Annotated in this window: 15 protein-coding genes; 12 read left to right on the forward strand and 3 right to left on the reverse strand. The window is 38.7% G+C overall.

Features of this window, described 5'->3' with window-relative positions; all coding sequences use genetic code 11:
- Positions 1-29: 29 nt before the first annotated feature.
- The 3 genes from IGI46_RS12845 to IGI46_RS12855 are packed head-to-tail and all read right to left on the reverse strand — an operon-like array spanning position 30 to position 1646.
- Entirely contained in the window at positions 30-251 is a 222-nt protein-coding gene (locus tag IGI46_RS12845) for a hypothetical protein (RefSeq protein ID WP_207703671.1), read from the reverse strand.
- Between the two features lie 2 nt (positions 252-253).
- Positions 254-877, reverse strand: coding sequence for an HAD family hydrolase (locus tag IGI46_RS12850; protein ID WP_429973541.1), 624 nt, complete (start codon positions 875-877; stop codon positions 254-256).
- Complete coding sequence (locus IGI46_RS12855) at positions 870-1646, reverse strand: DeoR/GlpR family DNA-binding transcription regulator (RefSeq protein ID WP_429963501.1); 777 nt, start codon at positions 1644-1646, stop codon at positions 870-872. The genes IGI46_RS12850 and IGI46_RS12855 overlap by 8 nt, the downstream gene beginning before the upstream one ends.
- A 317-nt stretch (positions 1647-1963) precedes the next feature.
- Between IGI46_RS12855 and IGI46_RS12860 the strand changes: the two genes are divergently transcribed.
- The 12 genes from IGI46_RS12860 to IGI46_RS12915 all read left to right on the forward strand — a co-directional run bounded on the left by IGI46_RS12860 (position 1964) and on the right by IGI46_RS12915 (position 14656).
- On the forward strand, positions 1964-2266 hold the full coding sequence (locus IGI46_RS12860) for a DUF1507 family protein (protein ID WP_207703669.1): 303 nt from the start codon (positions 1964-1966) through the stop codon (positions 2264-2266).
- A gap of 3 nt (positions 2267-2269) precedes the next feature.
- Complete coding sequence (locus tag IGI46_RS12865; protein ID WP_429963502.1) at positions 2270-3463, forward strand: FtsW/RodA/SpoVE family cell cycle protein; 1194 nt, start codon at positions 2270-2272, stop codon at positions 3461-3463.
- Positions 3464-3468: 5 nt separating this feature from the next.
- Entirely contained in the window at positions 3469-6894 is a 3426-nt protein-coding gene (locus tag IGI46_RS12870) for a pyruvate carboxylase (RefSeq protein WP_429963503.1), read from the forward strand.
- Positions 6895-6906: 12 nt separating this feature from the next.
- Positions 6907-8016, forward strand: a complete 1110-nt coding sequence (locus IGI46_RS12875; RefSeq protein WP_429963504.1) for a CAP-associated domain-containing protein — start codon at positions 6907-6909, stop codon at positions 8014-8016.
- A gap of 2 nt (positions 8017-8018) precedes the next feature.
- A complete protein-coding gene (locus IGI46_RS12880; RefSeq protein WP_207703665.1) occupies positions 8019-8444 on the forward strand; it encodes a YlbF family regulator in 426 nt (141 codons plus the stop codon).
- Entirely contained in the window at positions 8437-8778 is a 342-nt protein-coding gene (locus IGI46_RS12885; RefSeq protein WP_429963505.1) for a YlbG family protein, read from the forward strand. The genes IGI46_RS12880 and IGI46_RS12885 overlap by 8 nt, the downstream gene beginning before the upstream one ends.
- 146 nt (positions 8779-8924) lie before the next feature.
- Positions 8925-9482: a 16S rRNA (guanine(966)-N(2))-methyltransferase RsmD gene (gene rsmD, locus IGI46_RS12890; protein WP_429963506.1), complete on the forward strand. Its 558-nt coding sequence runs from the start codon at positions 8925-8927 to the stop codon at positions 9480-9482.
- The gene (coaD, locus tag IGI46_RS12895; protein WP_429963507.1) at positions 9483-9977 is read left to right on the forward strand and encodes a pantetheine-phosphate adenylyltransferase; all 495 of its coding nucleotides are present in this window, start codon (positions 9483-9485) and stop codon (positions 9975-9977) included.
- Positions 9967-11013 carry a SepM family pheromone-processing serine protease gene (locus IGI46_RS12900; RefSeq protein ID WP_429973542.1) on the forward strand — a complete coding sequence of 349 codons (1047 nt, stop codon included), beginning with the start codon at positions 9967-9969 and terminating at the stop codon, positions 11011-11013. The genes coaD and IGI46_RS12900 overlap by 11 nt, the downstream gene beginning before the upstream one ends.
- A gap of 273 nt (positions 11014-11286) precedes the next feature.
- The gene (locus tag IGI46_RS12905; RefSeq protein WP_429963509.1) at positions 11287-11910 is read left to right on the forward strand and encodes a helix-hairpin-helix domain-containing protein; all 624 of its coding nucleotides are present in this window, start codon (positions 11287-11289) and stop codon (positions 11908-11910) included.
- Between the two features lie 26 nt (positions 11911-11936).
- Complete coding sequence (locus IGI46_RS12910; RefSeq protein ID WP_207703660.1) at positions 11937-12428, forward strand: ComE operon protein 2; 492 nt, start codon at positions 11937-11939, stop codon at positions 12426-12428.
- Between the two features lie 2 nt (positions 12429-12430).
- A complete protein-coding gene (locus IGI46_RS12915; protein WP_429963510.1) occupies positions 12431-14656 on the forward strand; it encodes a DNA internalization-related competence protein ComEC/Rec2 in 2226 nt (741 codons plus the stop codon).
- Positions 14657-14663 lie beyond the last annotated feature (7 nt).

The following is a 14663-nucleotide window of genomic DNA, read 5'->3' on the forward strand; positions in this document are numbered from 1 at the left end:
GAGTAAGATCTTGGAAAATGTCCAAGATCTTACTCTGCTAATAGCTCATACTTAACTAATTGCTTAAGTACTTCATCATAGCTTAAATGTGAAAGAGTGCATAAAATAGTAAATACTTTTAATGGCAATTCTTTTACAGAAGTATTTTCTTCTACCCAAACTGTATACTCGGCAGCTGTGATAGAAGAATAGGTAAGAAGGGTGTTACTTTCTTCTCCTAACTGACATAAAAAAAGTTCGATTGCGCGCATAATTATCCCTCTAAATAATTGATTAAGTCTTCAGGAGTTACCAACTGATGAACTTGAGCAAATTCTTCGTGTACCTTCGCTCCCCAACCCGCTAAAGCAAAAGATACCTGACTACTGTGGGCACTTTGCAGATCATAAATGGAATCACCAATATAAATAGTTTCTTCAGGACTAGAATTTAAGAGTTCCATCGCTCTTAAAATAGGTTCGGGATGAGGCTTATGCTTCTCAGTATCTGAAGCGGTGACGACTTTTGTAAAGTAATCTCTTAAATTAAAAGAATCCAAAGTACTCTCCATGTCAGGTCGCAATTTGGAGGTGACTATTCCTAGTTGATAATTTCTATCCTGCAGATTTTGGAGTACGGGGAGTACGTTTGGGAACAGTTGTACATTCTTCATATGACTATTGAGGTTTTTTACCCAAAGCTCTAAAAGATTTTGGATTTCTTCAGTTGATCCGGCATATCGTTCCAAGGCTTTAACTCCGGGAATACCTAAAATGAAATGCAACTCTTCATCCAAAATCGCTGGATCAATCGCTAATGTGTCTCTGAATGATTGAATAATCGCATATTCCGTATCGAGCAAAGTTCCATCTACATCAAATAAGACTGTTTTAATCATGCATTTTTCCTCCTGCATATAGCACCGTAACATGTTGTTCTTCCAAAATTTCCGCTAATCCGTTCGGTAAAGATTTATTAGTAACAAGTGTATCTACTTGATCCCAGTTATAGGCTTTAAAATAATGAGCCTGGTTAATTTTTCTGGTATCAGCCAACAACACTAATTTGGCGGTTTGCTTACGCAATTTATTTTTCATATCAATGTCTTCTTCGTAGGCATAATATACTCCTTCAGAATCAAGTCCTACCACACTAACAAATGCTAAATCAAATTGGTATTGCTCCATTTCAATTAAGGGTCTGGTCCCAATTACACATCGTTTTTCACGGTCTAAATTCCCGCCAAGCATTCGTGTTTCACACTCACTGTTCCGAAGCAGCTGATCAGCAATATCAATAGAATTTGTAACAGTAAACAATTGAGTAGAATTCTCCAAGTACTGGGGAATATAACTAATTGTAGTGGACACATCCAAATAGATGGATTTTGCGTCGTGGACCATTTTTCCAGCGATTTGCGCAAGCTGTTGCTTTTCGCTGTTTCCCTCAGAACTCCGCTGTAAATAATCATCCAATTGCTTAAAAGATTGTGGAAGGGCAATGCCGCCATAGGTTCTTTGGATTAAATTTCTATCCGCAAGCTTAACTATATCTCGACGAGCGGTATCTCTGGATGCACCTGTTAGCTGGATAATCTCCTTTAAGCTTAACGCCTGCCTTTCTTCCAGAGTCTGCATAATCACTTGCAGCCGTTCTTTTTGGATCATAAAAAGTTCTCCTTTCAAGCTATTTTAATTCATAAGTATATTTTAACTTAAAGTAGCTTAAAATGGAAGATGAAAAACTATTGGGTTAGATTTGTTTCACATTTTTAATTTGTTCCACGAAGATATAATTTTTTTTAGCGGCACAAAGAGTTTTCAGAGCATTTTTCGTGTTTGTCATCAATCTGTAACATCGATAGCTTGTGTAAAACCTAAAATCCGAACAAAGAATTTAATTAAAGCTTAGATGCTCTTTTTTTTCTCCTTTTTGTATTTTTTCTGTGCTATAATATTGAAACTAAGGATAGGAGGGAAGCAAAATGGAACCTATTTCTTCTGATTTTGCCATAAAAATATTGAATGATGATGCGAAGCGCATCAAGCTGCTGATCCAAAATCAACATAATAGTTTGTGTATTTCTCAGTGCAAGGCTTTCGAAGAAGTTGTTGATACACAGATGTATGGCTTCTCACGTCAAGTATTCTTCGCGGAACGGATTGGTATTCTTAACAAAGGAGAAGGCCAACAGATGCTAAGCGACTTAGAAGCAGAGTTGAATCGTTTATATACCGAACTGTATGAAAACCGTCAAGAAACTAATGAAACTAGCAAGGAGGCATAATCCTTGCCGAAGTCTAAGATAAGGAAACGTCACTTTTTAGATTATAGTATTTTAATTCCCTATTTAATCTTATCGGTTGTAGGATTGATCTTTGTTTATAGCTCCACCTCTTATATCCAAATTGTTCGAGGCTTGGATCCGACTTCCTTCGTATCTAACCAGGCGATATTTTGGGCATTAAGTTTGATTGTTATTACACTGATGTACAAAATGAAAACCGATGTTTTGAAGAGTCAACAGTTGATTGTATTTTCGACTTTAGTTATTTTTCTTCTGTTGATACTTACTCCCTTTATTGGTGAGGAAATTAACGGGGCAAAAGGCTGGCTAAATTTTTTCGGTTTTAGTTTGCAGCCAGCTGAGTATTTAAAGATTATGGTGGTTTGGTATTTATCTTACATCTTGTCTAAGCGTCAGGAGACAATTCAAGATAACTTTTGGGGAGATATGAAGCGGCCATTACTTTTAGTGTTTTTCATGGTTCTTCTAGTTGTTATTCAACCAGACATGGGGAATGCCGCAATCATCACTCTATTGGCTTTGATTTTACTTTTGGCTAGTGGAGTTAACTGGTTTTACACGGTAATTATCGGTGGTATAGGTGTTGGCCTGAGTTTTTTAGCTATAGAGTTCTTAATTCACTTTGGTAAGTACATTTTTCCAGCGCGTTTTCAATATATCGTTAGTCGGTTTGAGGTTTTCAAAAATCCTTTTATGGATGAATTGAATCAAGGCCATCAACTGGTTAATGGTTACTACGCAATGTTCAACGGAGGCTGGTTTGGCCGTGGATTAGGTAATAGTATTGAAAAGAAAGGCTTTTTAAGTGAAGCTCATACTGACTTTATTTTTGCGATTGTTGCAGAAGAGGTCGGATTAATTGGTGCCTTAGTCATTTTAGGTCTTTTGATCTTTATGATTATACGAATCTTTCTCGTGGGTATCCGGTCGAAGAAACCATTCAATTCGCTGATTTGTATTGGTATCGGAAGCCTATTTTTATTACAGGTGTTTATTAATCTTGGTGGTTTGCTAGGTTTGATTCCGTTGACTGGGATTACCTTCCCGTTTTTAAGTCAGGGCGGAAACAGCCTATTAGTTTTGTCTGTTGGTGTTGCTTTTGCACTTAATATTAGTGCAGATGAGAAACGGACTAAGCTTGCAATAGAATATGAATATTTGAAAAGTCAGGAGTGAAGTTAATGAAAAAAGTTTTGGTGGCCAATCGTGGTGAAATCGCAACAAGAATCTTCCGTGCTTGCAGCGAATTAAATATTAAAACAGTCGGAATTTTTGCTGAAGAGGATACTTATTCAGTCCATCGCTTTAAAGCAGATGAAGCTTATTTGGTGGGACAAGGCAAGAAGCCGATTGATGCGTATTTAGATATTGAGGACATTATTCGTGTTGCTAAGGAAGCTGGTGCAGATGCAATCCATCCGGGATATGGATTTTTATCTGAAAACCTTGAGTTTGCCAAACGTTGTAAAGAAGAAGGACTTGTTTTTGTTGGCCCTTCTTTGCATCACCTAGATATTTTTGGTGATAAAATTAAAGCTAAAACTGCTGCCTTAGAAGCGGGGATTTCTTCAATTCCTGGTTCAGATGGCCCAGTTAAAACAATTGAAGATATTTTAGCTTTTGGTAATTCTCATGGCTATCCTATCATGATCAAAGCAGCATTAGGCGGCGGCGGTCGTGGTATGCGGGTTGCTCACGATGAGAAAGAAGCTAGAGAAGGCTATGAACGGGCAAAAAGTGAAGCTAAAGCAGCGTTCGGCAGCGACGAGGTATACGTTGAAAAATACATTGGCAATCCAAAACATATCGAGGTTCAAATTTTAGGAGACAGTCATGGGAATGTGCTGCATTTATTTGAACGCGACTGTTCAGTCCAACGTCGTCACCAAAAGGTTGTTGAGGTTGCTCCCTGTCTTTCATTGAGTGACGCACAACGAAAAGAAATTTGTGACGCCGCTGTTCAGTTGATGAAGCATGTTGGCTATATTAATGCTGGGACAGTTGAGTTCTTAGTTGAAGATGATGGGTTCTATTTCATTGAAGTAAACCCGCGGGTTCAAGTGGAACATACGATTACTGAAATGATCACAGGTGTAGATATTGTTACAACACAATTACTAATTGCTCAAGGGCAGGATTTGCACAATGACATTGGCTTACCTCAACAAGAAGATATTGAGATGAATGGTTCTGCAATCCAATGCCGTATTACAACGGAAGACCCATTAAACGGCTTTATGCCTGATACTGGTAAGATCGATACGTATCGTTCTCCAGGTGGATTTGGCGTACGTCTTGATGTTGGAAACGCTTATGCTGGTGCCGTAGTTACACCGCACTTTGATTCATTATTGGTCAAAGTATGTACCCATGCCTTGACCTTTGATCAAACAATTCAGAAAATGCAGCGTTGTCTGCGCGAATTTCGTATTCGTGGTGTTAAAACGAATGTTCCGTTTATGCATAACGTTATTAGTCATCCATTATTCCAAAGTGGTGATGCGAAAACAACGTTCATTGATAACACTCCAGAACTATTTGAATTTCCAAGAGTAAGAGACCGCGGCAACAAAACCATGCGTTATATCTCTGAAATTACAGTTAACGGCTTCCCAGGAATCGAAAAACAAGAGAAACGTTTCTTCGAAGCTCCTCGTATGCCTAAAAATCTTGAAATTAAGGAAATTGAAACAGCAAAACAAATTCTTGATACTAAAGGTCCTGAAGCAGTCGCTAGTTGGGTGAAGCAGCAGGAAAATGTTCTGTTAACAGATACTACATTCCGTGATGCTCACCAAAGTTTGTTGGCAACACGAGTTCGTACCAATGATTTCGTAAAAATTGCAAAAGCAACTGGTGATGCTCTCCCAGAGCTATTCTCTAGCGAAATGTGGGGTGGGGCAACCTTCGACGTGGCTTACCGTTTCCTGAGTGAAGATCCTTGGAAACGATTGAAATTATTACGCAAAGCGATGCCAAATACTTTGCTGCAAATGTTGTTCCGTGGTTCTAATGCGGTAGGATATTCGAACTACCCTGATAATGTAATCGAGGAATTTATTAAAGAGGCGGCTCATAACGGTGTTGATGTTTTCCGTATTTTCGACAGCTTGAACTGGTTGCCGCAAATGGAAAAAAGTATTCAAGTTGTTCGTGATTCAGGTAAAATTGCTGAAGCGGCAATTTGTTATACTGGTGATATCTTAGATCCAAATCGTCCGAAATACAACGTTCAATATTATAAAGATATGGCAAAGGCTTTGGAAGAGGCCGGTGCACATATCATTGCAATCAAAGATATGGCAGGGTTGCTTAAGCCTCAAGCTGCTTATCGCTTAATTAGCGAACTGAAGGAAACAACAGATCTTCCAATTCACTTGCATACTCATGATACAGCTGGTAATGGGATTATTACCTGCTCAGCAGCAGTCAAAGCTGGAGTGGACATTGTGGATGTGGCTATGAGTGCCATGAGTGGTGCGACTAGCCAACCAAGTATGAGTAGTTTATACTATGCTTTACAAAATGGCGGCCGCACTCCAGATATTGATTTAGCGAATGTTCAGCAATTGAATCATTATTGGGAAGATGTACGTCCTTACTATCGCAGTTTTGAAAATGGAATCGTAGCTGCTCAAACAGAGGTGTATCAGCATGAAATGCCTGGTGGACAATATTCTAACCTGCAGCAGCAAGCTAAAGCAGTTGGCTTAGGAGATCGCTGGGATGAAATTAAGGATGTTTATCATACAGTTAACATGATGTTTGGTGATATCGTTAAAGTTACTCCATCGTCTAAAGTTGTCGGAGATATGGCCTTGTTTATGGTGCAAAATAATCTGACAGAACAAGATATCTATGATCGTGGTGATGAATTAAGTTACCCAGACTCTGTTATCAGTTTGTTCCAAGGTGATTTAGGGCAACCAACAGGCGGTTTCCCAGAGAAGCTGCAAAAGATCATCTTGCAAGGACGACCAGCCCTAACGGAACGTCCAGGAGCTTCAGCAGCACCAGTTGATTTTGAAAAAGTAAAGGCTGAGCTAGCTGAGTTAATAGGATTTGAACCAAGCAAGACGGATGTGTTAAGCTACTTAATGTATCCACAGGTATTCTTGGATTATCAAAAATCTTACGCCCAATTTGGCGATGTAACCTTATTAGATACACCAACGTTCTTTGCTGGTATGCGTCTAGGGGAAACGATCAGCGTTCAGATTGAAAAAGGTAAAATGTTGATTATTCGTCTGGATGAAATAGGTGAAGCTGACATTGAAGGAAATCGCACCTTGTTCTTCAACTTGAACGGACAACGTCGTGAAATTAATGTGAAGGACTCTTCTATTAAGAGTTCTGTTCAAACAAAACGCAAAGCTGAACCTACCAATCGCGAACAGATTGGGGCAACGATGTCTGGTTCTGTTTTGAAGGTTTTAGTTAAAAAAGGCGAGCATGTTGAAAAAGGACAACCATTGATGGTTACTGAAGCCATGAAGATGGAAACCTCTATTGATGCCCGTTTTGACGGAGAAGTTGAGCATATTTATGTTGAAGAGGAAGAAAGTATCTCTTCAGGTGATTTATTAATTGAAGTAAAAGAAAAATAGGAGTGTAGAAAAGTGAAAAGAGCTCTTGGTTTCATTAGTATCTTAATCATCGTTTTGATCGGGTATTATGTGCAGCCGATACTCTTTCCACCTAATACCACGAATACGCCGGTCGAGCCTTCCAGTCGACCGGCTAAACGTAATTCTCTCAAACATGAGACTGTAGCAACGGCTGGCTGCGCTCAGTATGTTGGTTTACCTGTTAGTGAAATTGAACCTGATTTAGGGTCTCCAACAAAAATTGAATCAAGCGGATTTTTGTTTGAAATTCGGACGTATCCGATTGAAGGCGGATCTCTTCAGGTCAACGTGGTTGATGGCAATATTACTGCGATTAAAGTTATTGGTCAAGAGAACACAAACTCTCCATTTATTTTCGGTATGTCCAACAGTGACTTGGCAGAACAAATGACACTGTCTTCTAATTTTGCAGTGAATTACAACGATGAGCCAATTGATATTGAATTGACCGAAGATGATATGCGCTTTCGACCCTTGATTGCTTTTGATAATGGCACCTTTGCAATTCCGTTCTTTGATGGAACAAACGAGGAACTTTTTGCAGTGTCTTATTTGGATATTGAAACTTTGCTTCGCGTTATGCCTTATCGAATTCATAGTGGAAATCCGCTATCTTTTCAGGCTCAGGAAAACAACTTTGACTGGGTGCAGGTCAATCAACAAAAGGAGCAGCAACTGTTTGACGCGATTAATACGTATCGCTCTCTTAAAGATTTAACACCTTTCAGTATCAGTACAACAACAGTGACTGAAGGTAAAAACATGTTGGATAACTTTCTAGAACAACCGCAAAGTGTACTTTCCCGAAGTCGCCAAGACGAATGGGCTACTTCTGCCGAAGCACGAGCAGGTAATCTTTCATTTACACTAAGTGATAAGGAATTTCAAAAATTAGCTAAAAATCAACAAGTAAATCAAGAAGCGGGGCTATTCTATTCTCCGGTTATTGATCCTTGGTTCAGTCTATTTGAATGGATTAGTCAGGAACGTTGGGCTGACCGCTTTTCTGAAGAGACTGATTACCAGTTAAGCATTGCATTTAACCAGCAAAATGTGCTAGTCTTGTTACAGGAACCAGAACAAACGAAGGAAAGTGAATAACATTGATTATAGATGAGGCATTATTTTCCTTGGAGGATCAAACCCACCGTTTGATAGACTGTGTTAAAACTAGTCAGGTGTTTAAAAATTATTTAGCAAAAAAACAGCAAATGGATAGTTGTCCAGAAGTTAAGCGGCTGAAGCAAGAGTTTTTACGAGAAAAGGAACGCTTTGAACGAGTGGCTGATTACGGGGATTTCGCGCCAGATTATCTAGAGAAACAAAAAAGTGCTCGGCGTGCAAAACGTGCTTTAGATTTTAATGAAAATGTGGCACAATTTCGAGTAGCTGAAACTGATTTACAAACTTTATTGGATGAAATTAGTCAGACACTTGCTCAAACAGTTTCACCAGAGATTAAGGTCGACGCAGGAAATCCTTTTTTTGAAACAGGCAATCATCATTGTAAGGGGAACTGTCATGGATAATACAGAATTTACAGTACAAAAAAGACGCGGAATTGTTGTTTGGGTTTATTCCCTTAAACAATTGAAGACGTTGAAACGTTATGGCTTAATTCACTATGTATCACGTAAGATGAAATATGTAGTGCTATATGTGAATGAAGAAGCTTTAGAAGAATCTGAAGAAAAGCTCCAAGCACTTCACTTCGTTCGGCAGGTTGAACGATCTTACCGTCCTGACGTTGAGATGAACTTCGCAGATCGTATTGGTACAAAAGCGGCTTATCAGGTAAAAGAAGAAGAAGAATTAGATGTAGTAGAAGCAAATACGAAAATCCGATTGGCTGAGACAGTTTAAAAAAGATGAAAAATGTCTGATTTGATCAAACATTTTTCATCTTTTTCTTCTATAATGAATAACAGATTTGCGAAATAGTAGGAATCAACGATTCTATTTAGTCTGATGAGTAAGGATTCTTACAATAAGAGAAAGGATACCCAATTATGCGAGTGGTAGCAGGAGAGTTTGGCGGTCGAAAATTGAAGACTTTGCCAGGTAAAACAACCCGACCGACAACCGATAAAGTGAAAGGTGCCATGTTTAACATGACTGGGCCTTATTTTTCTGGCGGTAATGTGCTGGATCTTTTTGCAGGGAGTGGGTCATTAGCAATCGAAGCAGTGTCCCGTGGGATGGATCAAGCCTTCTTAGTAGAAAAGAATTTCCGAGCTATGGAAGTCATCAAAGAAAATGTAGCTATGACGAAAGAAGAGGCCAGCTTTCATCTGATGCAAATGCCGGCAAATAAAGCGATTCAGCAATTAATAGATAAAGACATTACCTTCGACTTAATCTTGTTAGATCCACCCTACGCTGAACAAGAGATCATTAAACAACTGACTGTTTTAGCTCAAGCAGGGTTAGTAGCTCCGGAGGCGATTGTTATTTGCGAAACCGACAAGGGTATTGAACTGCCTGAAAGAATAGAACAATTTATTCAAAGAAAACGGCAGCTTTATGGTTTAAGTGCAGTAACAATTTATGATTGGGAGGCTGAATAAATGAAGCGAATTGCTCTTTTTCCAGGAAGTTTTGATCCATTAACGATGGGCCATTTAGACACTATTGAGCGAGGTGCCCGACTGTTTGATGAATTGATCATTGGCATATTCGTAAATACAAGTAAAAAAAGTTTATTTACGGTTGAAGAAAGACTAGCTCTGGTTAAAGAATCAGTTGCTCATATTGAAAATGTTCGGGTAATCACTCAAGCCCGTAAGCTGACTGTTGAAGTCGCTGAAGATTTAGATGCGAGGTTTTTACTTAGAGGTATTCGCAGTATAAAAGATTACGAGTACGAGAAAGAAATTGCTCTTATGAATTCACATTTAGATTCACGGTTAGAAAGTGTTTTTTTACTTGCGTCACCTAAGTACAGCCATGTTAGCTCCAGTATATTAAAGGAAATCATGATATTTGATGGTAATGTGAAGGAATACCTTCCCAAACCAGTTTATGAAGCCTTAGAAAAGAAGCGTGAAAAATTTGAAAAATAAAAAAGCACCTATAAAAAAGCTGCTGACTCTCTTTGGAATTCTAGTTTTTGCAGCGTGTATGATTGTTCCAATTCCTTATTACGTAGAACAACCCGGTGAAACAATTGATTTGAAAGAACTCATTACGGTGAATGATCAAAAGGATAAACAGGATGGGTCTTTTAGTTTGACTTCGGTAGGTATCAGACGTGCGACAGCTTTTAGAGCACTAGTGGCTAATTTTAAACCTTTTGAGGAAGTAGTCTCTGCCGAGGAATTGACTGGTGGATCTTCAAATGAAGAATATGAACAAATGCAACAGTTTTACATGGAGTCTTCGCAAAATGCAGCGATTGAGCAAGCTCTAAAGTTGGCTGACAAGCCCTACAAATTAGAATACAAAGGGGTCTATGTATTAGGAGTGGAAAAAACATCTAATTTTGCTGATAAAGTTAGTGTTGGAGACACCGTGACCAAGGTGGATAATCAAAGTTTTACAAGCAGTGAAAAATTTATGGAATATGTGAAGAGTCAAAAAGTCGGTCAAGAAGTAACGATTACTTATACTCATAATGGTGAAACCAAAGAAGCAACTGAAAAGTTGATTGAATTGCCAAGCGATAAAAAACCGGGAATCGGAATTACTTTAACCGATCATACAGAAATAAAGTCGGATGAGAATATTGACATCAATGCTGGCAATATTGGTGGACCTTCAGCTGGATTGATGTTTACTTTAGAAATTTACGAACAGCTAGTAGGTAAAGACATCCACCATGGCGAAAAAATCGCTGGAACAGGTACAATTAACTCTGAAGGTACGGTTGGTCGCATTGGCGGCATTGACAAGAAGGTAGCTAGTGCAGTCGAAAGCGGCACGAAAGTTTTCTTTGCCCCTGATGATGAAATTACTGATGAAATGAAGGAAGTTCAACCAGATATAAAAACGAATTACCAAGAAGCTAAAGCAGCAGCTAAAAAATTAGGAACAGACATGAAAGTTGTTCCAGTAAAAACGGTGCAGGATGCTTTGGACTACTTAGAAAAAATGAAGTAAGATAAACGTAGTTATGACAAAAGTGTCATAGCTACGTTTTTTATCTTTGAAAAAAAGTTGGCACCAATGATTCAAAATGCATTAAAATATTAAGCCTAGTCTGTCCAGCCAGACTTTTACTCACATTCCTCAGTCAGTATAATCAAACACCTTTGAGTTGTTACTGAGATCGTACAGGGTGATTCATTTTAATAAGATTAAGTAGGAAAAATCTTCTTTTTAAAAAGATTTTTCCTTTTCTTGCGTAACTTAAAAACAGAGAGGAGGAATTGCGTGAGAATTGAGCAGCAGCAAAAGAAAATGGCGATCCTCGCAGTTGGAGGTATATTGCTGTTTGTTTTACTATGGATTGTCCTACGTCCCTCGCAAGAGACAATTCGCGAAGAAATCCTATTTTCAACTGAAGAGACTAGTACAACTGTAAGCAGCAGCCAAGAACATTCAGAATGGTTTGTTGATTTAAAGGGGGCAATTCAGCAACCAGGAATGTACCGAATTAAAGAGGGGATGCGGTTAATGGATGTAATTGAACTGGCCGGAGGTTTTACTGATGAAGCAGATCAGAATCAAGTGAATTTAGCGAAACTTTTGGCCGATCAAGAAATTATTTATATCCCAAAAAATGGAGAAGAAATTCCTGTCGTGCAGCAAGCGACAGATAAAATTCCGGACTCACCCCAATCAACGACTAGTGATGCAGCGATAGAAAAAATCAATATCAATACAGCAGATGCTACACAATTGCAACAATTATCTGGAATCGGTGAAAAACGAGCCCAAGATATCATTCATTACCGAGAAGAAAACGGCAGCTTTCAATCTGTGGAAGATTTGATGAATGTTTCGGGGATCGGTCAAAAGACGCTTGAAAAATTACGTAACTCGATTACAATATAAGAAAGAAACAGGAGAGGAAGAAGAAATTGACCATTGAAAGAATTCCATGGGACCAATATTTTATGGCACAAGCAGTTTTACTATCTTTGCGCAGTACCTGTACGCGTTTAGAAGTTGGTGCTACTATTGTTCGCGACAAGCGGATTATTGCTGGAGGCTACAACGGTTCTGTAAGTGGCGATGTTCACTGTATCGATGAAGATTGTTACGTTGTCGATGGCCATTGTATTCGTACGATCCATGCTGAGATGAATGCTCTTTTGCAGTGTGCAAAGTTAGGAATTGCTACAGATCAAGCTGAGGTTTATGTAACGCATTTTCCTTGTTTACACTGTACGAAAGCATTGTTACAAGCAGGAATCAAAAAAATTCATTACTTGAAAGACTATCGTAATGATCCTTACGCCGTAGAATTAATTAGTCAGGTGGGTGCTAGTGCGCATCAGGTCCACCTTGAAAGCAAATATTTTGCCAAACTGCAATTAGGAGAAGATGCTGCCGTCTTTCCTGAAGAGTAAGCGTGAAGAATTACTATATTCTACCGATTTTAACGGCTGCCTTAATTGGGAGTTTATTCTACCAGATTCATTGGTTGTTAATTTTATTTTTAGTTGTATTATTGATTAGAATCTGCTGCATGAACAATCATAAGCTATTAGCTATGACTGTTTTGTGCAGCTTTTTTGTGGGTATTAGAACCTATTGCTATGTACAAAGCTTTCAACCCCTGTCAGAAAAAGTAGAGACGAAAGTACTAAAAGTTTTGGCTGATACAACAAGAGTTGAAGGGAACTCGCTACGTTTTATAAGCAAAGACAAAACTGGAAAATACCGAGTTTACTATCGGCTAAAAAGCCAAGAAGAGCAACAAATTTGGCTACAAGAACAACCACCTGAACATGTTTTAGTAAGCGGCAGCTTTTCTGAAGCCGATCCCGCTCGTAATTTACATGGATATAATGGCTGGCAAAATGATCGAAGTTTAGGAATCGCAGGAAACATACAAGCTGATTCGCTGGACACGAAACGTACTGACAGTTTCTCATTCGCTAAGATACGCTATTATTTGATTTTTCATACTGGCAAGGTTTTTCCTGAACGATTAGCCAGTTATTTAAATGCATTGGTAGTGGGCCACAAGGATGAGAATTTTGAAGAATTTACCGTAGGTTACCAATTAAGTGGTTTGTTGCATTTGTTTACTTTGTCCGGTTTGCACATTCAGTTTTATTTAGGCGGCTTACATCTATTGCTGATTCGGTGCAAACTGGTGCGAGAATCTCGCCTAGCTATTTTGACTTTAGCTGGCTTGGCGATCATTTTCTTATGTGGAGGGGGAGCCAGTATTTTACGAGCAGTATTTAGCTACCTTATTGGCATGGCTTGTTTGACTTTTGGCTGGAAAATTTCAGGATTGGATCGATGGGGAATTATGCTACTGCTTTTGCTGCTGTGGCGACCACTAGTATTTTACTCAATTGGTGGCCGATTGAGTTTGTTCTTCTCGTTTTTATTATTGTATCTACCTCATTTATCGGACAATCGTTGGCTACAGAGTCTGTTGTTTCCTTTTTTAGCGTTTCCATTATTGCTGTTTGAGTTTTCTGAATGGTCATTGGTTGCAGGATTCTTTACTTTATTGTTATTGCCGATTTTCAATTGGCTAATTTTACCTGGAAGCTTGTGCTTATTTTTTGCTAGTTTTCTGTTTCCATTGCCTACTGTTCTTTTACGCCTATTCGAAGATATTTTTATTCTGCTGGAAAAAGCCCTGCTTTTTGGCAACATACCGCCTATAGTAATTGGCAAGCCAAGTTTTCTTCTGTTAATGCTGTTGATTTTATTGGTGTTAGGATTGATTCATCAACTAAAAAAGCGACAAACTATTTTGAAGCTAATAATTTTGATTGTTTGTTTAGTTCTGTCTATTCCCTTTTCTAGTCGTGGTCTAGTAGCCTTTATTGATGTGGGACAAGGAGACAGTATTTTTATTAAACTACCCTTTCATGGAGAAACCTTTCTAATTGATACCGGTGGGCGATTGATCTTCAAGCAAGAGAAATGGCAAAAGCGACAAAACAAATCACTCTCTGATTATACTATTTTACCCTTTATAAAGGGAGAAGGTTATAAGTCTATCGATCACCTAATTATTACACACAACGATGCAGATCACATGGGAGAGCTGTTAAACGTAACAGAAAAACTGATAGTAAAGAATTTATATATTGGCAAGGGATCAGAACAGGATATTCTCCCCATACTTAATAGAATGAGTCATCAACCAAAAATTCATCTAATCAAAAGGGGAGACGTGATCGGAAAAAAATTAAAGATATCTATCCTTTCGCCTGAAAGCAGTGATGGTAGCAACAATGACTCACTGGTCACCTATTTTTCTGTTCCAGAAAAAAGTTTTTTGTTAACTGGAGACTTGGAAAAAGAGGGAGAGGCCACTTTGCTTAAACTGTATCCTCAACTTAAGGCAGATATTTTCAAGGTAGGACACCATGGCAGTAATACCTCCACAAGCCCTGAACTCTTACATCAACTTCAGCCAGAAAGCGCGATTATTTCCGTCGGGAAAAATAATCGGTATGGTCATCCAGTGCCGGAAACGTTAGCGACATTATCAGAATCAAAAACGGCAATCTATAGAACCGATCAACAAGGAATGATCTACTACGAATGGCAGCCTTTCAGCAAAGAAAAAAATTTAAAAACCATGATAGCTTTTCTGGAATAATCGTGGT

It is taken from the genome of Enterococcus sp. AZ163 (assembly GCF_050498925.1).
Taxonomy (GTDB): domain Bacteria; phylum Bacillota; class Bacilli; order Lactobacillales; family Enterococcaceae; genus Enterococcus_A; species Enterococcus_A ferrettii.

Bases quoted from the DNA above. Each gene is read 5' to 3' on its own strand.
- IGI46_RS12885 (WP_429963505.1), top strand. From the start codon at position 8,437: ATGGATAATACAGAATTTACAGTACAAAAAAGACGCGGAATTGTTGTT.
- IGI46_RS12855 (WP_429963501.1), bottom strand. From the start codon at position 1,646: ATGATCCAAAAAGAACGGCTGCAAGTGATTATGCAGACTCTGGAAGAA.
- rsmD (WP_429963506.1), top strand. From the start codon at position 8,925: ATGCGAGTGGTAGCAGGAGAGTTTGGCGGTCGAAAATTGAAGACTTTG.
- IGI46_RS12845 (WP_207703671.1), bottom strand. From the start codon at position 251: ATGCGCGCAATCGAACTTTTTTTATGTCAGTTAGGAGAAGAAAGTAAC.
- IGI46_RS12850 (WP_429973541.1), bottom strand. From the start codon at position 877: ATGATTAAAACAGTCTTATTTGATGTAGATGGAACTTTGCTCGATACG.
- coaD (WP_429963507.1), top strand. From the start codon at position 9,483: ATGAAGCGAATTGCTCTTTTTCCAGGAAGTTTTGATCCATTAACGATG.
- IGI46_RS12870 (WP_429963503.1), top strand. From the start codon at position 3,469: ATGAAAAAAGTTTTGGTGGCCAATCGTGGTGAAATCGCAACAAGAATC.
- IGI46_RS12860 (WP_207703669.1), top strand. From the start codon at position 1,964: ATGGAACCTATTTCTTCTGATTTTGCCATAAAAATATTGAATGATGAT.